Annotated in this window: 16 protein-coding genes and 1 tRNA gene; 8 read left to right on the top strand and 9 right to left on the bottom strand. The window is 30.6% G+C overall.

From position 1 onward, the window contains the following. Positions 1 to 339: 339 nt before the first annotated feature. The 9 genes from purH to KM029_RS12530 form a co-directional block, all read right to left on the bottom strand. Positions 340 to 1881: a bifunctional phosphoribosylaminoimidazolecarboxamide formyltransferase/IMP cyclohydrolase gene (purH, locus tag KM029_RS12490; RefSeq protein ID WP_144073588.1), complete on the bottom strand. Its 1542-nt coding sequence runs from the start codon at positions 1879 to 1881 to the stop codon at positions 340 to 342. Positions 1882 to 2027: 146 nt separating this feature from the next. Beyond that, positions 2028 to 2630 (bottom strand): dephospho-CoA kinase, encoded by a 603-nt coding sequence (gene coaE / locus KM029_RS12495; RefSeq protein ID WP_144073589.1) that lies wholly within the window; start codon positions 2628 to 2630, stop codon positions 2028 to 2030. Positions 2631 to 2636: 6 nt separating this feature from the next. Next, positions 2637 to 3674 carry a YbbR-like domain-containing protein gene (locus KM029_RS12500; protein ID WP_144073590.1) on the bottom strand — a complete coding sequence of 346 codons (1038 nt, stop codon included), beginning with the start codon at positions 3672 to 3674 and terminating at the stop codon, positions 2637 to 2639. A 173-nt stretch (positions 3675 to 3847) separates the two neighbouring features. Then, positions 3848 to 4189 (bottom strand): preprotein translocase subunit YajC, encoded by a 342-nt coding sequence (yajC, locus tag KM029_RS12505; protein ID WP_126617644.1) that lies wholly within the window; start codon positions 4187 to 4189, stop codon positions 3848 to 3850. A gap of 146 nt (positions 4190 to 4335) precedes the next feature. After that, positions 4336 to 4809 (bottom strand): DUF1573 domain-containing protein, encoded by a 474-nt coding sequence (locus tag KM029_RS12510; RefSeq protein ID WP_144073592.1) that lies wholly within the window; start codon positions 4807 to 4809, stop codon positions 4336 to 4338. Positions 4810 to 4937: 128 nt separating this feature from the next. Beyond that, positions 4938 to 5261, bottom strand: a complete 324-nt coding sequence (locus KM029_RS12515; RefSeq protein WP_144073593.1) for a YtxH domain-containing protein — start codon at positions 5259 to 5261, stop codon at positions 4938 to 4940. 20 nt (positions 5262 to 5281) lie between these two features. Next, positions 5282 to 6466 carry a transcription antitermination factor NusB gene (nusB, locus tag KM029_RS12520; RefSeq protein WP_144073594.1) on the bottom strand — a complete coding sequence of 395 codons (1185 nt, stop codon included), beginning with the start codon at positions 6464 to 6466 and terminating at the stop codon, positions 5282 to 5284. Between the two features lie 342 nt (positions 6467 to 6808). After that, positions 6809 to 6884 (bottom strand) — tRNA-Met (locus tag KM029_RS12525). 90 nt (positions 6885 to 6974) lie between these two features. Beyond that, on the bottom strand, positions 6975 to 7673 hold the full coding sequence (locus KM029_RS12530) for a ComF family protein (protein WP_144073595.1): 699 nt from the start codon (positions 7671 to 7673) through the stop codon (positions 6975 to 6977). Positions 7674 to 7778: 105 nt separating this feature from the next. Here KM029_RS12530 and KM029_RS12535 point away from each other — a divergent pair, with 105 nt between their 5' ends. The 8 genes from KM029_RS12535 (at position 7779) to KM029_RS12570 (ending at position 19191) form a co-directional block, all read left to right on the top strand. Further along, the gene (locus tag KM029_RS12535) at positions 7779 to 8141 is read left to right on the top strand and encodes a hypothetical protein (protein ID WP_144073596.1); all 363 of its coding nucleotides are present in this window, start codon (positions 7779 to 7781) and stop codon (positions 8139 to 8141) included. A gap of 1 nt (position 8142) precedes the next feature. Further along, a complete protein-coding gene (locus KM029_RS12540) occupies positions 8143 to 8910 on the top strand; it encodes an exodeoxyribonuclease III (protein WP_144073597.1) in 768 nt (255 codons plus the stop codon). Positions 8911 to 9062: 152 nt separating this feature from the next. After that, on the top strand, positions 9063 to 10826 hold the full coding sequence (locus KM029_RS12545) for an ABC transporter substrate-binding protein (protein WP_144073598.1): 1764 nt from the start codon (positions 9063 to 9065) through the stop codon (positions 10824 to 10826). A 125-nt stretch (positions 10827 to 10951) separates the two neighbouring features. Beyond that, positions 10952 to 14335, top strand: a complete 3384-nt coding sequence (locus KM029_RS12550; protein ID WP_144073599.1) for a DUF4175 family protein — start codon at positions 10952 to 10954, stop codon at positions 14333 to 14335. Positions 14336 to 14351: 16 nt separating this feature from the next. Beyond that, on the top strand, positions 14352 to 14753 hold the full coding sequence (locus tag KM029_RS12555) for an ATP-binding protein (protein WP_144075685.1): 402 nt from the start codon (positions 14352 to 14354) through the stop codon (positions 14751 to 14753). Between the two features lie 3 nt (positions 14754 to 14756). Beyond that, entirely contained in the window at positions 14757 to 15197 is a 441-nt protein-coding gene (gene ybeY, locus KM029_RS12560; RefSeq protein ID WP_144073600.1) for an rRNA maturation RNase YbeY, read from the top strand. A gap of 221 nt (positions 15198 to 15418) precedes the next feature. Beyond that, positions 15419 to 17293: a tRNA uridine-5-carboxymethylaminomethyl(34) synthesis enzyme MnmG gene (gene mnmG / locus KM029_RS12565; RefSeq protein ID WP_144075686.1), complete on the top strand. Its 1875-nt coding sequence runs from the start codon at positions 15419 to 15421 to the stop codon at positions 17291 to 17293. Positions 17294 to 17436: 143 nt separating this feature from the next. Then, the gene (locus KM029_RS12570) at positions 17437 to 19191 is read left to right on the top strand and encodes an Ig-like domain-containing protein (RefSeq protein WP_144073601.1); all 1755 of its coding nucleotides are present in this window, start codon (positions 17437 to 17439) and stop codon (positions 19189 to 19191) included. Positions 19192 to 19605 lie beyond the last annotated feature (414 nt).

Raw genomic sequence — 19605 nt, forward strand, 5'->3', positions numbered from 1 at the left:
GGCTAATATAATGATACTAATTCCTACATTTTTAAAATGTAGATAATTGTTCTTTAAAATTATTAATTATACAAAAAAATAGAAACTAGCCTCTGTAAAATATAAGCTCCAAATGCTAATAAAAAATTAGTCTTTTCTTAAAAAATTAAACTAAGTATTATTGGTATTAATAGTAAACAACATCATCAAAATAGGTGTTGTAACCCTGGATATTAACGATTTACCCTCTTTTAAAAGTTTTCATTTATAATGCAATAATACTTTTTGAAATAAAATTTATCAAAAAAAAACCGACACCCTAAGGCATCGGTTTATTTAAGCTAAAGCTTATTTATATTTTTAGTGCTTGAAATGACGAACACCTGTCATTACCATTGAAACACCATTTTCATTACAATAATCAACAGAAAGTTGGTCTTTAATAGAACCACCTGGTTGAACTACTGATTTTATTCCTTCTTTATCTGCAATCTCAACACAATCAGGGAATGGGAAAAATGCATCAGATGCCATTACTGCTTCTGATAGATCAAATCCAAAACTTTTTGCTTTTAAAATTGCTTGGTTTAAAGCATCAACTCTTGAAGTTTGTCCTACTCCACTTGCAAACAATTGACCATCTTTTGCTAATACAATAGCATTTGATTTAGTGTGTTTACAAATTTTGTTAGCAAATAAAAGTGCTGCAGTTTGAGCATCTGAAGGAGATTTTTCAGTAACAACTTTTAAATCTTCCCAAGTCTCAGTAGTTAGGTCTTTATCTTGGGCTAATACGCCATTTAATAAAGATTTATACTGAACCTTACCCAACTTCACCTCTTTTCTATTTAAGATGATACGATTTTTCTTACCTTTCAATAATTCTAATGCTTCAGCATTAAAACCAGGAGCAATTACAACCTCACAGAATAATTTATGAATTTCTTCAGCTGCTGCTAAATCAATTTCTTTATTACTGATCAATACACCACCAAAAGCAGATACAGGGTCACAAGCTAATGCTTTAACATATGCCTCTTTAATATCACTTCCTAAAGCTACACCGCAAGCATTAGTATGCTTAAGGATTGCAAAGGCAGCTCCTTCTTCTGCAGGAAACTCATCAATTAATGCTACAGCAGCATCTACATCTACTAAATTATTATAAGAAAGTTCTTTACCATTTAACTGGTCAAACATTTCAGATAAATCTCCATAGAATGTACCTTCTTGATGAGGGTTTTCTCCATAACGTAAAGTCTTAGCTGTACGTTCTGATACTTTCAAACTAGGAATAGCTTCTTCCTCTTCTGCTACTACACTATTGAAGTAGTCAAAGATTTTAGAATCATAGTGAGAAGAAATATCAAATGCTTTTGCAGCAAAACGCATACGATCTTTAAGATCTGTTGCTCCATTCTTTTCAGAAAGAATAGTTGCAACTTCATCATATTGTTCTCTAGATGATACAATTAAAGTATCTTTATAATTCTTTGCTGCTGCACGAATTAAAGAAATACCTCCAATATCAACTTTTTCAACAATTGCTTGATGTGCAGCATCTTGAGCTACAGTTTCCTCGAAAGGATATAAGTCAACGATAACAAGGTCAATATTAGGAATATCAAATTCCTCAATTTGAGCTTGGTCAGTTTCGTTGTCTCCTCTGTTTAGGATACCTCCAAAAATTTTAGGATGTAAAGTTTTAACACGTCCTCCAAGGATAGAAGGGTACGAAGTTAAGTCTTCAACAGCCGTTACTTCGGCTCCTAGTTCTTCTATAAAACTTTGCGTACCACCTGTTGAGTAGATAGTGACACCTTGTTCTTGCAGTAGTTTTACAATTGGCGCTAGATTGTCTTTGTAAAAAACCGAAATGAGTGCTGACTCGACCTTTTTCATAGTTGATAATCTTTGTTTTAGTGATTATAGCGCGAAACTAATCAATTCAAGTCTAAAAAAAATCTACTTGTACAAAAAAGACTGAAAATTACAGTAAATTACCTATAATTTTCAGCCTATTATTAAAAATTCATCAATACTTAACGTTATTTTACTAAAATTTCATAGTTACTAAAAGATCGATGAAGGTCTATAATTTCAGGGATTAATAATGATGAGTCATCATTTTGTAATTTAATATCTGCAAGACTAAATAACTTTTCTTCTTCTTGCTGTTTATTAATTATATCTTCAATTTGATTTTTTGGTCGATGATCTCTTTCTAAAACACGTTGTACTCTTTTTTCTATGGGAGCATCAACTACTATTACTTTATCAAGTTTTTTATAATTACCATTTGTAAACATCAATGCTGCTTCTTTAACAACGTAAGGATGTTTTTGTAATTCAATTCTAACCCAATCATTGTAATGATCTGCTACTCTTGGATGAACGATGCTGTTCATTATTTCTAATTTTTTCTTGTCAGAAAATATTTGGCGAGCTAAAAAAGGTCTATTCAGCATTCCGTTTTTAAGATATGCATCTTTACCAAACACTGAGATAATTTCTTTGATAATTTTTGGGTCTTCTCGCATTAACATTTTGGCCTGTGTATCTGCATTATAGATTGGAGCTCCTAATACTTTAAAAATTCTACAGATATAACTTTTGCCAGCACCTATTCCACCAGTAATTCCTACTTGCATGGCTTATTATTTAATTTTTTGTACTCTTAAGTACTTTGGTGATAATAAAATATTCTCGTAATTATCGTTATCTAAAAACACTTTTGGTGTTACCGTTGAATCTGCCCAATTAATATCCTTGTAGTCAACAACTACAGGTATTAAATCTATACTTTTAATAAGATCCTCTCTTATTATATAACTAATATACACATCATCAGGTACTAATGAAAATTTTTCTTCTGTATCTTCCTCTGGGAAATTAACTTTTAACAGTTTCGCTTTTTCTGTAGAAGAAATAAAATAAAATACATTAAAAGATATTTTCACTTCATCATATTGAGAAACTATTAACCTTTTATCATTATTACCTGGGATCTCTATTGGTATATATTCATTTAGATTCTCTGCAATTGGTTGGGCATCTTCTGACGCTAATAATAGATTATCGGGGAACTTAGCTAACTCTGTACTAGGCCCTCTAAATATTACACTATCAGGTTTAATATTAATTTTTCCAACTCTTCGATATCCATTTTGAAAATGAAAAGAAGTAGTATCTATTTGAACTGCTAATTTTTTATTTGTAAGCGTATCGTAATCGAATGCTAGTGTATCTTCTAATATGTAATTTACCTTTAAGCCTTTCAGTACTTGCGATAACTCTTTTAATAATACTTTACCAGCAAGGTATTTTACTGAAACAGGGTCTTCTAGGTTAATATTAAGTTTACTATTTCCTATTCTTAAAGACTTACTTAAAAGTGTCCAACCATTTCCTGTTGCATTTACGCTAACATATTTTGGAGGTTCTTGTAAGGCTACTACATTTTCTTCATTTACTTTTACATTAACAGGAATTTCTATTGTAGATGTATGGTCTTCGTTTAGAGAATGAAAAACCCAAAAAATAAATGCCGTCATGAAACACACAATCATAGCACTCCAATCCCATGTTTTTATATCTTGTAAGAATGTACTATTCTCTACAAAATTATTTAATTTTTCTTCTACCCATTTTATGAGTTTCGGAAAGTCTGGAATATGGTATTTTCTATTAGGCATATCTATTTTTAACCTATTAAATAATGCTATAATTTATTATTAGAAAACTAAAAAACCGTAACATAAATATATATTATGCTACGGTTTACAAGATAGTAAGGTTTATCCCGAATAATTATCAAACACTAAAAATATTTTCAAAATTATTCATCACCTTAATATTAAAATGGAGATTAGTCCTTTTTATCTTTTTTAGGTCCAAAAACAATATTTGTATTTTCAGCAGAGATAGATGATTTCTCAAAAGTTACTTTTACTCCTCTATCAATTTCTAAAACTACTGTAGTATTATTTACTTCGTACACTTTACCGTGTAAACCACTAACTGTTACTACCATTTGTCCTTTTTTTACAGCATCAGAAAATTTTTGTTGATCTTTTTGCTTCTTCTGTTGTGGACGAATCATGAAGAAATAAAATACTGCAACCATACCTACGATAAATACTAGGTTCATAATTTGTGCAGAATCTCCTCCACCTGGAAGTTGAAGTAAAATGTTATTCAAAACGTTCATTTTATTGTTAATTAAATTTTTAAAATTCTTTTATAATTAAGGTCCTTAGGTAACCTTTCTTACATTTTGCTACAAAAATACAAACCTCTACTAGGGAACTACCCTAATAGAGGTTTTTTTTTGTGAAAGATCCAAAAGAAAGTAAATTACATTGTTCCTTTCTCTGCTTTAGGATTCACTTTAGCTCTAATTGTTACTACATCCATACCATCTTCTACATTGGCTTGAATTGTAACTCTTTTAACTTGAGTACCTTTTTTGTGTGCACTATTAAATGTAACATTCAATTTAGCAGACTCACCTGGTGCTAATGGCTTTCTATCCCAATCAGGAGCAGTACAACCACATGTTGTTCTTACATTAGTAATAGTTAGAGGTACCTCACCTTGGTTTGTATAATTAAATACATGCGTTACCTTATCACCTTCTGTGATTTCACCAAAATCAAATTCTTTTTCCTCGAACTTAAATTTAGCTAAAGGACCTGTACTTGCTTTAGTAGTAGAAGCTGTTGATACAGCCGAAGATTTCTCTGTTGAAGAAGATTTTTTCTCTTCACCACAAGAAATTAACATTGTAGCCATAACTACAAGTATTGATAATGATTTAATTAATTTCATTTGAGTAATCTATTAAGATGTTTGATTATTATTTGTCAATTTAATTACAATAATAATCACTTTAAACTAAAAAAGGCAAAGAAGTAAGATCTTCCTTGCCTTTTAATGAAATCTAAAAAAAGATTTTATTAATCTTCTTCTCCTTCATCCATTGCTGGAGTTGCAATACGCTCTTTTAAAGCATCTACTTCTCCCATTAATTCTTCTGCATGCTTAATAGCATCATCTATTACACGCTGTCCTTCAGACTTAGCGGCAGTTACAGCTACTTTTCTTTCTTCTAATAAATCCTCAACAAGATCTTCTAAATCTTCTCTGTATTTATCTAACTTAAATGTTAAACGCTCTCTAGTATTTTTGCCTTTATCTGGTGCAAATAAAACACCTAATAAAGCACCTGCAGCCGCTCCTGCAACAAAACCTAAAAATGAATTTCCTCCGTTCTTTGCCATGTTAAAGTCAATATGTTTAATTATTTGTTATCCAGTAGACCTTTTCCACTTTTCTTGATTTTTCCTTCCGATTGTAATTCTTCAGAAATTGAATCTAACATACCATTAATAAACTGCCAACTTTTTGGTGTACTATATTGCTTAGAGATCTCAATAAACTCGTTGATTGTAACTTTTACAGGTATATTTCTGAAATTTAACATTTCAGCTAATGCCATATTAATTAGTATACTATCAACTTTTGCAATTCGATCTATAGCCCATTTTTTAGACTTATTGGCGATAATTTCTTTAAAGTTTTCTTCTTGGCTAAGTGTTAAGCTGAAAAGCTCTTCAAAAAACTCTTTATCTTCTTCCCAATTTTTAGAGATAGATAGAATTTCTGTGCCTTCATCCTCAGAGATATTTTTCACTGTCTTTAACACCATACTTCTTAGTATACGTTTGTTTTCAGACCAGTTTAAATCTTCTGCTTCAAAAGACGACTCAATTACCTCATTTTTAAAGATGAAGTCTCTTACTATTAAACGTAAAACTTCTTGTTGAGTTTCAAAAGTTGAAGAGTCTTTTGTAAGTTCCTCAATAGCAGTAATTAAATCTTCATCACGCTTTAAGACTCTTAACCATTCTAAAACTTTTTCATCATCCTCAATTCTTCTTAATTTATGTTTCGACAATAATTCTGTCAAAACATCATCTTCTCTTAGAATTGTGAATGCTTTATTATTATAGAACCAATCAACAAATTTTTGATCAAGTTCAATATTTCTTGCATTTTTCTCTACTTTTCTTTCCAGTTCTTTTTTAGATAACTCAGAGATATCTATTAAGTATGAAAGAATTTTAAGGTATTTAGTAAATAATTGTTCCGTTTCAATGACCATCTTTTTCTTGAAGTCATTTTCATCCTTAATTACTAATTGTTCGTAGTGATTCTTAGCCTTAGATGCTATTTTTAGCAATTTCACATCTAACTCCTCAGTAGAAGCCTCAATGTCTTCATTAAGATAATTTGTAAAGTACTCTATTACTTTAGCTTGTTCTTCATCAATTCTTGCTTTTTCCTCTTGTCCAAATTCTAAGAATTCTTCTCTGAATTCAGCCTTAATTGTATCTAAAGTCAATTCTTTATTTGATGCTTTACTTTGCTTGAAAGCATAGACGCTTTGCATTATTTTAATGCGTAATAATCTTCTATTGAGCATGGATCTATTTTATCTAAAAACTAAGAATTATTTACAACTACTTGACGAAAACAAACAAATGAAAGTTCATGTCAATTAATTTTATTAAGAGTTTGAATAGAACGTGAAATGAAGGTGATTCAATAAAAAGGTAGGATTAACTTCAAAAACAGTATTCAAACATACTCTAAGTTACAATCTATTATGATATCTAACACATAATCAGTATTGTATTGCATAGCTTAAAGATGAGATGTTTGTTTTAACAGGCTAGATAAACAAAACGTAACTTCCCCTTTAACTGCTTTTTTGTGATATTTAAGAAAAAGAAAAAGGCTAATCTAAAATTAGACTAGCCTTACTTGGTAGCGGGGACCAGACTCGAACTGATGACCTTCGGGTTATGAGCCCGACGAGCTACCAACTGCTCCACCCCGCACTGTTTTTCTTAAATGCTGTGCAAAAGTAGGTCTTTTATATTCACTAACCAAATATAAAGAGTTTATTTATCAATAATAAGCGTTAATATTTATACTACAATACCAATAGTTAATATACTTAGGTGTTTAATTTCACTATCTAATAACACATAACCAGCTGATTCTAAAGTAGAACCTGTTGTCAGTACATCATCAACTAATAGCACATGTTTATTTGAAAAAACTTTCTTTTCTTTTACATCAAAAACGTCTTTTAGGTTAATAGCACGTTCAATTCTAGATTTTTTTGTTTGTGTATTCGTATATCTCTTTCTAATCAAATTGTCTTTTTCATATGGTATATTCCACTTTTCACTTAATGCTGAACAAAATGTATCTACTTGATTGTATCCTCTTTCTTTCATTTTTTTAGTATGAAGTGGAATAGGAACGATATAGTCAATATCATTTATAGTTGAATTATATAAGTCACCAAAATGATTAACAATCCAAGTTCCAATAATTTCCTGATTCTTATATTTAAGATGATGAATTAAACTTCTTGTAACACCAGAACTTTCATAATAAAAGAAAGCAAACCCATATTTTAAATTTATCTTATGATCAAACAAATGAGTGATTATATTATGCTGAGAGTTTACCCAACAACCATCAAAAACAGGAAGTTTTGTATGGCAATGGAAACATAATACTTCTTCTCCCTCATTAAGCATTTTATTACAATGAAAACATAAGTCGGGAAATAGACTAAAAAATATGGTATTGAGTAGTTTTATAAGCTTTTGCATAGTTTTTTTGTATGAATCGTATCGTTAACTTGAGTAAGTTACGAGATCAAATAAATTATTCAATAATTATAAAGCTATAATACAATAGCTTAAAAAAGATATATAGTGGAAAACGAAGAATTAGAGCAATTAAAAATAGAATGGACACAGTTAATTTCTGCCCTTACAGAAGCATTAGGTAAAACTCCAGCAGATTTAAATAGTATTCTGTTTTTAATTGGTATTCAAGAATTAGGAAAAGGCCCTATTCATTTTTCTAAAGAAGAAAAGCAAGATTTAATTCATATTGCAACATGTAAGATACTCAGTTATTCTAATTATTATGAATTAGAAGGACTTGATAAAGAAGGTTGGCCTCATTGGAAATTAATAAAAAAAATACCTTCAATGGATTTACTTGCTCAAGAACAACTAATGAGATGGCATGTTGTTCAGTATTTTAAACACGAATCTGATTTATTAGACTAATATGAAAGTAATATCATACAATGTTAATGGCATACGTGCTGCTATAAAAAAAGACTTACTAGAATGGGTTAAAGGTATTAACCCTGATGTTATTTGTCTTCAGGAAGTTAAAGCAAACGAAGAACAAGTTGATCTTGAAGGATTCAAGGCATTAGGATACAAATATGTTTATTGGCACTCTGCACAAAAAAAAGGTTACAGTGGGGTTGCAATTTTCTCTAAAGTAGAGGCAAAATCTACTAAAATAGGCATGGGAATTGATGTATATGATGCTGAAGGTCGAACTATACTGTGTGAGTTCAAAGATTTTACCTTAGTAAATACTTACTTTCCTTCTGGGACATCTGGTGAAGAGAGACAAAAATTTAAATATAATTTCTTAGATGATTATTTTAAATACATCTCAAACCTAAAAACTGAATACAGTAATCTAGTTATTTGTGGCGATTTTAATATTTGTCATAAGGCTATAGATATACACAACCCTGAGCGCAATAAAAACACTTCTGGTTTTCAGCCTGCTGAAAGAGAATGGGTTACTAAATTTATTACTGAAGGTGGTTTTGTAGATGCATTTAGAAAATTTGATGAAAGCCCAGGGAAATATAGCTGGTGGACATACCGTGCAGGAGCTAGAGGTAAAAACTTAGGATGGAGAATTGATTATTTTATGGTACAAGATACTTTTGCAGATCGTCTTACAAACTCGCTTCTGCATAATGACGCTTACCATTCAGATCACTGCCCTGTCGAAATTGACTTTAAATAATTTTTTAAGAAATAATTCTATGAATTATTCATATTAACTAATTATTTTAAATATTTTTAGACTCACATACTGTATTCTTCTTCAAATGATTAGAGTACGAATCTAGCTACAACAATTTATGTAGCTGTAATACAATAGAAAATTCATTGCAGATGAGAAAGCTGATAGCTATTACATTCTCTTTTTTAATCCTAGCTGTATTTATGGGATGTGGTCCAACAAACCCTACCGAAAAAGATGCAGAAAATAAACTAACACCCACAAGTGGTGATAAATTTTACGGAGGAGTATTTAGGGTAAACGAATCGGAATATATCAAGAACTTATACCCACTAAGCATTATTGATATTTACTCTTATAGAATTGCTTCTCAGATTTATGAAGGATTATTCAAATTTGATCAAAAGACTTTACAAGTTGTCCCTAGTTTAGTAGACAGCTATGCAAAATCTGATGATCAACTAGTTTATACTTTTAAACTAAAAGATAATGTTTATTTCCATGACGATAAATGTTTTGAAAATGGCAAAGGAAGAAAGCTATCTGCACAAGATGTAGTTTACAACTTTAACCTTATCTGTACATACAATAGAAATAATCAGTATGCACATTTATTTACTGACATTGTAAAAGGTGCTGCTGAATATTATGATGCTACAAAAGAAAATCTATCATTTGTTAGAACTCCTGAAGGTTTAGAAGGTGTAGCTGGTTTTAAAGTAATTGATGCTTTAACATTAGAAATAACTTTATTAAAGCCTAATTCTATGTTTTTGTATAACCTTGCTAGGCCTGGTGCTTTTATCTTCCCAAGAGAAGCAGTAGAAAATTATGGCGAAGATATGAGAACAAAATGTGTTGGTACTGGTCCTTTCCAAATTGCTAGTGTTGACGAAGATATTTCTATCAATTTATCTAAAAATGAAAATTATCATGGTGTAGATGAATTTGGTAATAAACTACCTTTCTTAAAAGCTATATCAGTTTCTTTTATTAAAGATAAAAAGATTGAATTCTTAGAATTTAAAAAAGGTGAACTGGATATGATGTACAGAATTCCTACAGAAGATATTATTGATGTTCTTACAGAATCAGATGAGACTAACGAGAACTTCAAATATCATTTACAAAGAATTCCAGAAATGTCTACTCAGTTCCTTGCAATGAATAACCAAGGGAAGATCTTTAAAGATATCAATATCCGTAAAGCTTTTAGTTTTGCTATCGACAGACAAAGAATATTAGAATATATTTTAAATGGTGAAGGGTATATGGAAGGATACCATGGTATAACACCTCCAGTATTTAAAAATTATGATATTGAGCAAATCACAGGTTATAAAATGAATATTGATTCTGCAAAGTATTATTTAGCTAAAGCCGGATACCCTGATGGTAAAGGATTCCCTAAAGTTACTTTAGACCTTAATACTGAAGGAGAACAATATAGTAATGTAGCACTTGAAGTTAAAAAACAACTTAAAGATAAACTTAATGTAAATGTCGAATTAAAAATCTCTCCATTTGCTCAAATTGCAGAAAAAAGTATAATGGGTAGATATGATTTTTTACGTTTAGCGTGGATTGCTGATTACCCAAGTCCTGAAAATTATTTATGGGCTTACTATGGTAAAACACTTCCTGAAAATCCTGAAGAAAAATCTTGGCCAAACTTAATTCGTTATTCAAACCCTAAGTTTGATGTTGAATATGAAAAGGCTTTAGCTTCTGTAGATCAGAACCAAGCAATGGTACATTTTATGAACGCAGAAAAGATTTTAATGGCTGATGCACCATTTATAGTACTATGGTATGACGAAGGATATCGTCTAATTCAGAGATATGTAGAGGATTTCCCTAATAATCCTATGCAATATCGTGATTTCAGTACCGTTTATTTTGATAAAACTCATTAATATTAATTATATTACTATATGATAAATAAAACTGATTCTTACTTTAGAATCAGTTTTATTTTTTAATAGGGAATTTTTCATTCTTCTATCCTAAATTATTAACTCATAATATTATTACAAACCTTATGTTTGAAAGCAAAATAAAAGCCTATAAACAAAAACTATATAGAAACGCTGCTATAAAAGGAGCCATTCTTACACTAGCTGCTGTATTAGGTCTATTTTTGCTTTTTAGTGTTTTAGAGTACCTAAATAATTTTGGCACAACAACAAGAGCAATTCTATTTTTTGCTTACATCATGTCTTTCTCTTACATATTCTTTTTATGGGTGATTAAACCACTTGCAAAAATGAATGGTATAAGTAAACAAATTAGTGATGAGCAAGCTGCTATTGAAATTGGCAATCATTTTCCAGAAATCTCTGATAAGCTTATCAATTCAATTCAACTTCAATCAGAAGCAAAAAGTAATAGCCTTATAAAAGCCACTTTAGAACAAAGAGGACATCAATTTTCTCCTATTAACTTTACTACAGCAATATCTTATAAAGAAAATTTAAGGTATTGGTATAGGTATCTCCTACCTGCATTAGTAGTATTATTTGCTATCTTATTTGTTAGACCACAAATTATTGTAGAGAGTACTCCTAAAATTATTCAGTTCGACAAAGAATTTTTACCAATAGCACCTTTTACATTTAATCTATTAACCTCAAACCTAGAACCCTTCCAAGGAGATGACTTTGAGTTAAAAGTAGCGTTAAATGGAGATGTATTGCCATCTGATGTATATATAGAAACAGACAAAGGCTCTTTAATCAAATTACAAAAATCTAATCCTGGATATTCTTTTGTTCATACATTCAAAAAAATACAACATGGCGTTAAGTTTAGGTTTAAAGCAGCAGGGTATTACTCTAAAGAATTTAAAATAAATACATTAACTCGACCTAATTTATCTAAGTTTAGTGTACAAGTTACCTACCCTCGATATACAAATAAACCGAACGAGACTTTAGAAAATACAGGTAATTTACTTGTTCCAGAGGGTTCTAACATTACTTGGCTATTTGATACCAAAACAACAGATTCTATTCAATTATATTTTAAAGAAGTAGCACTTAAAGCTGATGCTGAAACTCTAGAGAACAACGTATTTAAGTACGCATATAAAACAAATGAATCTACATCTTATAGTGTTACCTTATCGAATATCTATGGTACTAATAAGGATAGTATTTCTTATTTCTTAAACGTAATAAAAGATAAGTACCCAAGTATAAGTATGAGGCAATATCAAGATACTGTAATGTTCGACTATCTAGTATTTGGAGGTAATATTGGAGATGATTACGGAATCACTAGATTACGCACACGCTATAGAATAAAAAAGAAAGAAGATACTAAACCTCCTACTACATTTAATAAAATCGATATTCCTTTTAATAGAAAGGCAATTGATCAAAGTTTCTATTACAAATTAGAGACAAATCAGTTTAATCTTAAAGAAGGTGATAAATTAGAATATTTTGTTGAGGTATATGATAATGATGGCGTAAATGGTAATAAGAGAAGTAAAACTCCTATGTATACTTTTATGTTACCAACATCTGCAGAAATAGAAAAAGATCTAGAAGAAAGTAAAAAAGAAACTGAAAATAAATTAGAAGAAACTCTTGCAAAAGCAGATGAGTTAAATAAAAATCTAAAAAAGTTAGAGGAGAAACTAAAAGGTAAAAGACAATTAACTTGGCAGGATAAAAAAGATATTCAAAAACTAATTGAAGAGCGAAAAGCATTACAGCAAGAATTAGAAAATCTTCAACAACAAAGTCAAGAATTAAAAGATAAGCAGAGTAAGTTTTCAGAACAAGATAAAAGTGTAGCTCAAAAAGCTGAACAGCTTCAAAAAATAATTGAAAATATTAATGACGAAGAAACTCAAAAACTTTATGATGAGTTACAAAAGTTGATGGAGCAAAATTATATTAATCAGCCTCTTCAAGAAAACTTAAAAAATATTGAGAAAAAACAGAAGAACCTTAAAAATGAGTTAGAAAGAACTATCAAACTTTTTAAGAAACTTCAGATAGAACAAAAAGCAAAAGAAGTATCTAGTAAGTTAGAAGACCTTTCTCAGAAGCAACAAGAAGTTGCAAAGGAAACTGATGAACTACAAAAGAAGCAAGAACAAGAAGCTGAAGACCCCTCTAAAAAGGCTGAAAATGATAAGGTAAAAGAAGACCTTGTTAAAAAGCAGGAAGAACTGAATGAAAAGTTCGAAAAAATAAAACAAGAGATGGAGGAACTTCGTAAAATGGATAAGAAGGAACAAACTAATCAAGATTTTGAGCAGTTTACTCCAAGCGAAAGATCAATTCAAAAAGAACAACAAAATGCTTCAGAACAATTAAAACAAGATAAAAAGAAAGACGCTCATCAATCACAAAAGAAAGCGGCCAATAAAATGCAACAAATGGCAAAGCAAATGCAACAGAGTATGCAATCTGCAGAAATGGAACAAATAAGCGAAGACCACGATGCATTGAGACAAATAATGGAAAATCTTCTAAAACTATCCTTCGATCAGGAAGATCTTATGGAATCCTTTAAAAAGGTGAGAAGAATTGACCCAAAATTTGTTGAATTGTCGCAAACACAACTTAAATTGAGAGATGATGCTAAATACATAGAAGATAGCTTAGTTGCACTCTCTAAAAGAGTATTCCAAATAGAGTCGTTCGTTACAAGAGAAGTAACTGATATGAACAAATATATGGATGAAAGCTTAAATGCAATCAAGAGACGTGTACCTGAAGTGGCAGCAAGTAAACAACAGTTTACAATGACCTCAATAAATAACCTTACGTTATTATTGAGTGATATATTAGATAATATGCAGCAGCAAATGAGCCAAAGTATGGCTGGCCAACAGATGAATCAGAAACAATCTTCTTCATCCCCTAGCCCTAGTCAGATGCAACAGCAATTAAACCAACAGATGGAAAACTTGAAAAAGAGTGGTAAATCTGGAAAGGAATTATCTAAAGAACTTGCTAAATTAGCAGCACAACAGGAAATGATTCGAAATGCTTTAAAACAAAGTATGGGTTCAGGACCTGAACAAATGCAAGGACAGAAAAAAGATGGCCAAGATGGAGAAGGAATAAAAGAGGGAGGAAATGGCTATGGAAAGATCCTTAAAGAAATGGAAAAAACGGAAGATGATTTAGTTAATAAAGAACTTACCGATAAATTAATAAAAAGACAAAAAGAAATTTTAACCAGAATGCTTGAGTCTGAAAAGGCTAAGAAAGAAAAAGGGAAAGATGAAGAGAGGAAAGCTGAAACTGCTAAAAAGCAAAGACAGATACCTCCTCCGGATAGTTTTGATGAATATCTAAAACAGAAGGAAACTCAAATAGAATTGTTACGAACAATTCCTACCTCTTTAAATACTTATTACAAGCAGGAAGTGAATAAATACTTTGAAAAGATAAAGGATTGAAATGCCTACAAGCACAATGAATAAACCATTCAAATTAAAGATACCTTCGCTAATAGAAAATGTTCGTATTGCGGAGAGTTTTATTGATCAAGCTCGAGAAGAGTTTAATTTCAATGATGACATTTATGGCAATATCATGATTGCTGTTACAGAATCTGTAAACAATGCTATTATCCATGGAAATAAAAACGACAAGGATAAGAACGTTCATTTAGAGTTAAAAGTATCAGACAAGGATATCGCTTTTACAATAGAAGATGAAGGAAAAGGTTTTGACTATGAAGGTCTACCCGATCCTACTGCTCCTGAAAATATTGATAAGCCAGGTGGAAGAGGAATATTTCTTATGAAACATCTTGCCGATGAAGTAACTTTCTCTAACGAAGGAAGAGCAATTACACTTACTTTCTATATTTAATTAATGGAAAGAGAAATTACTTTTTTTACAGAAGACATTTCTTTTGATGTTCCAAACGAACAACTCTTAAAAGAATGGATTCAATCTGTTATCGAAAAATTTGATTTCAAATTAATTGGTGTCAATTATATATTATGTTCTGATGAATATCTACATAAAATAAATGTAGAATATTTAGATCATGATACATATACTGATATCATTACTTTTGATAATTCTGAATATGAAAATGAAATAGAGTCAGATATTTTTGTAAGTATTGATAGAATTAGAGAAAATTCTAAAGCTATTGGTACTAATGAAATAGATGAATTTCATAGAGTATTAATTCATGGTATTTTACACCTTCTTGGTTTTAAAGATAAATCTAATGAAGATGCTAAAAAGATGAGAAATTTAGAAGATGAACAATTAGCTTTTAGAAATGATTCTTTAAAAGCTTAATTACTAATCTAAGTACCATCTCTTATTGTTCCACGTAAAACATTTTCAATTTAATTGAGTGTTTCACGTGGAACTTTTTTTATTATATGAAAACATTAAGTCTTTGATAATTTTTGATTTATTATCTTTGCAAATAATTACAGTTGACTTTAATCACTGTAAATCAGAAATCTGAAGAAATTTACTTACGTTCCACGTGGAACGAAAAAATAAAAAATAGAATGTATCCATCTTATGACGTTATAGTAATTGGAGGAGGACATGCAGGCTGTGAAGCTGCTCATGCTGCCGCTACACTAGGATCTAGTGTTCTACTAATTACAATGAATATGCAAACTATAGCTCAAATGAGTTGTAACCCTGCAATGGGTGGTGTTGCCAAAGGACAGATCGTTAGAGAAATTGATGCTCTTGGTGGTATGTCAGGTATTGTGACTGATAAATCTATGATTCAATTTAGAATGTTGAATAGATCAAAAGGTCCTGCAATGTGGAGTCCAAGAGCACAAAGTGATCGAATGGTTTTCGCACAAGAATGGAGAGATACTTTAGAAGCAAATCTAAATGTAGATATATGGCAAGAAATGGCAACTGAAATTGTTATGGAAGGCGATAAAATTACTGGTGTAAAAACAAGTTTAGGCGTAGTTTTTAATACTAAATCTGTTGTTTTAACTAATGGTACTTTCTTAAATGGACTTATTCATATTGGTGAAAAACAATTTGGAGGAGGACGTAGTGGTGAACATGCTGCTAAAGGATTAACTGAACAATTAGTAGGTTTAGGCTTTGAAGCAGGAAGAATGAAAACAGGAACTCCTCCAAGAGTAGATGGTCGTTCTTTAAATTGGGAAAAAATGCAAGAGCAAGCTGGAGATGAAAATCCAGAAAAATTCTCTTATTCAGATACTACTACCACTCTTACAAAACAAAGAAGCTGTTTCATTACTTATACTAGTAATGCAGTTCATGATGTTTTAAAAACTGGCTTTGATAGATCTCCAATGTTTAATGGAAGAATTCAAGGTTTAGGTCCTAGATATTGTCCTTCAATAGAAGATAAAATTAATCGTTTTGCAGAAAGAGATAGACATCAAATTTTTGTAGAACCTGAAGGTTGGAATACATGTGAAATGTATATCAATGGATTTTCAACATCATTACCTGAAGACGTACAATACAAAGCACTTCGTAAAATTGAAGGTTTTGAAAACGCAAAAATGTTCCGTCCGGGTTATGCAATTGAATATGATTTCTTCCCTCCTACGCAATTAAAATCTACCCTAGAAACTAAGCTTGTAGAAAACCTTTATTTTGCCGGACAGATAAACGGAACAACAGGTTATGAGGAAGCTGCATCTCAAGGCTTAATGGCAGGGATTAATGCACATAATAAAATAAAGGAAAAAGAAGCATTTATCTTAAAAAGATCTGAAGCATATATTGGAGTTCTGATCGATGACCTTATCAATAAAGGTACAGATGAACCTTACAGAATGTTTACTTCTAGAGCCGAATATAGAATTCTTTTAAGACAAGATAATGCAGATATAAGGTTAACTCAATTAGGCTACGATTTAGGACTTGCTTCTCAAGATAGATTTAATGCTGTTGAGAAAAAGAAAAAAGAAATTGATAATGTTGTAGAAACATTAAAAGAGACAAGTATTAAAGTTAACCATGCAAACCCTCTTTTAAATGAAAGAGAACTGCAACCACTATCTCAAGGTATTAAAGCCAATCAATTTATAAAGCGCCCTCACGTAGATATTAATTTAACTATGGAAGCTAACCCATCGCTTAAAGAAGCATTTAATGGGTATGGTGAAAAGGCACTAGAAGAAGCTGAAATTCTTTTAAAATATGAAAACTATATTGAGAAAGAACAAAAGCTTGCAGAGAAGTTAACTACACTAGAAAGTTATAAAATACCAGAAGGTTTTGACTTTAAATCAATCACTGCTTTATCGTCTGAATCAAGAGAAAAAATGACAAAAGTAGCTCCTTTAACTTTAGGACAAGCCTCTAGAATAAGTGGTGTTACACCTGCAGATGTTACAATATTGATGGTCTATTTAGATAAGCAAAAAGTCTAAATAATAAATTAATATCATATTTATTTAAAAAGGCATATTTCATTTAAGAGATATGCCTTATTTTGTATCAGAATAATTTATGCTGATTACCTTTGATTAAAAGATAAAACAGTAGTTACCACTCAGTACAAATAAAAGTACACATGAACTTATTTTTAAGAATCATTATCTCAATCTATATACTATTTACAGTATATGCTTGTGCAGTTGTCTCCTCTCCTACAGGTGGTCCAAAAGATGAGATTCCTCCTAGGTTTGGAGCAAGTGATCCGTATAATGGACAAACAAACGTTGATACAACCAAGTTAAAAGTAACACTTTACTTCGATGAATATATTCAAGAAGAAAAGCTTAAGCAGAACTTAATTATTACTCCATATAAGAAAACGTTTAGATATAAATCTAAGTTTGCTAGAAATAAAGTAATCATAAATATCTTAGATACTTTAGAACAAAACACTACTTACTTTTTTGATTTCGGAAAATCTGTTGTAGATGTTACAGAGAAAAACCCTGCTAAAAATGTTCGTTTTTCTTTTAGTACTGGAGATTATTTAGACTCCTTAGAAGTGACTGGTCAAGTAAGAGATTTACTTACAAATGAGCCAATCGAAGGAGCAATAATAGCATTGTATGATCCTTATGATTCTCTTGATGTAAATACAGATCCTCCCGTTTATTTTTCTAGAACTGTAAAAGATGGTTTATTTATTCTAGAAAGATTTAAGCCAGGATACTATAATGTGTATTCTGTTGAAGATGCAAATGATGATTATAAATTTACTTTAAGAGAAGAGAAAGTTGGCTTCTTTTCAGACTCTCTCCTACTCGATCAAAATATTGATGGTGTTCAACTGTTTGTTAGAGATTATGATTTAGTTGATCTTGCTTTTAAAAATGTAAAAGCAGAAAGTACTGATCTACTTGTAAAGTTCAACAAGTTTGTTGTAGAATATGGAATTGATTTCCCAACTAAAAATACTTATACAGATAGTATTTTTAGTATGGCTGAAAAAGGAGAAATTAAACTTATCTATACTGGTGAAAGAGACATGGAAGACTCTCTTCAAATTACTGGATATGCTATAGATTCTATAGAACAAAAAATTGAATTCGATACACTTATTATGTTCCCTAGTAAAAGTGAAGTTTTAGCTGAAGAAGAAAAACAAACTAAGAAAAAAGGTGGTGGACTTTTAGGCGGTGCAATTAATACAATCGGATCTGCATTAGGTGCTGAAGAAGAAGAAGAAGAAATTGTTAGAATTAAATTTGATAAAATTCTTCCAAAAGATAATGACCTTATTCCAGAAGAAACTTATGATGTTACTTTGAAGTTTCCGTTACCAATGAAAGAAATGAATATTGATAGTATGTACTACGTCTATAGTGAAGACACTACAAGATTAGACAGTATTCTTATTGATAGAGAAATGACTTTCAATTTTAATAAAACAGAATTAACTATTCCAGGTTTTGAAGTTGATTCTGCCTTCAGTCTTATTTTTAATGAGAACGCTTTTGTTTCAGTAAAAGAAGATTCTACAAATGCAAAGACAGTTAGCTTTACAATTAAGCAACTAGATAAATACGGAATTGTAGAAGGAGAAGTAAAAGGAAGTCACGATAGTTTTATTGTCCAGTTAATAGACTCCAAAGCAGAAGTTGTTCAAGAAGTAAAAAATGAACGCCTTTTTTCTTTCCATTATGTAAAACCAGGAACTTATCAACTTAGAGTATTAATTGATGAAAATGGAGATGGAGAATGGTTCCCTGGAGATTTTAAAACTAGAATACCTCCAGAACCAACGGCATTCTTCCCTAAGAAAATAAAAGTAGAAGCGAACTGGGAAATCAGAAGAGAAGAAACAATAATCAATACAGATAAGAAGAGATAATGAATCAAATTTTTTAAATAGATGAGTCAGTATGAAAATACTGACTTATTTTTTGCTCTATTTTTTAATATGAGTTTAGATGTTGTGTTTATAAGTAATGGAAAATGTATAATTATTCATCAATTGTACACAATAGCGCTTTATAAATTAGTACTTATTCATATATGATTGTGAATAACATTTAATTGATTAAAAATCCAGCATTTACATCTAATTATAAAATATGATTAATAACTAAAAATGCTGTTTATGCTCCATATAGGCTTGTTTTTAACATTTCAATGTACTTATGGCTTTACGTAGTGTTATGGGCTATATTTCTTTAATTTTAATAGTTATAAACAATACTACTAACACACACTATAAAATTTTGTGGATAAAAGAGGTACTTATCAACAGACTTATCCACAAATT

It is taken from the genome of Flammeovirga kamogawensis, assembly GCF_018736065.1.
Classification (GTDB): domain Bacteria; phylum Bacteroidota; class Bacteroidia; order Cytophagales; family Flammeovirgaceae; genus Flammeovirga; species Flammeovirga kamogawensis.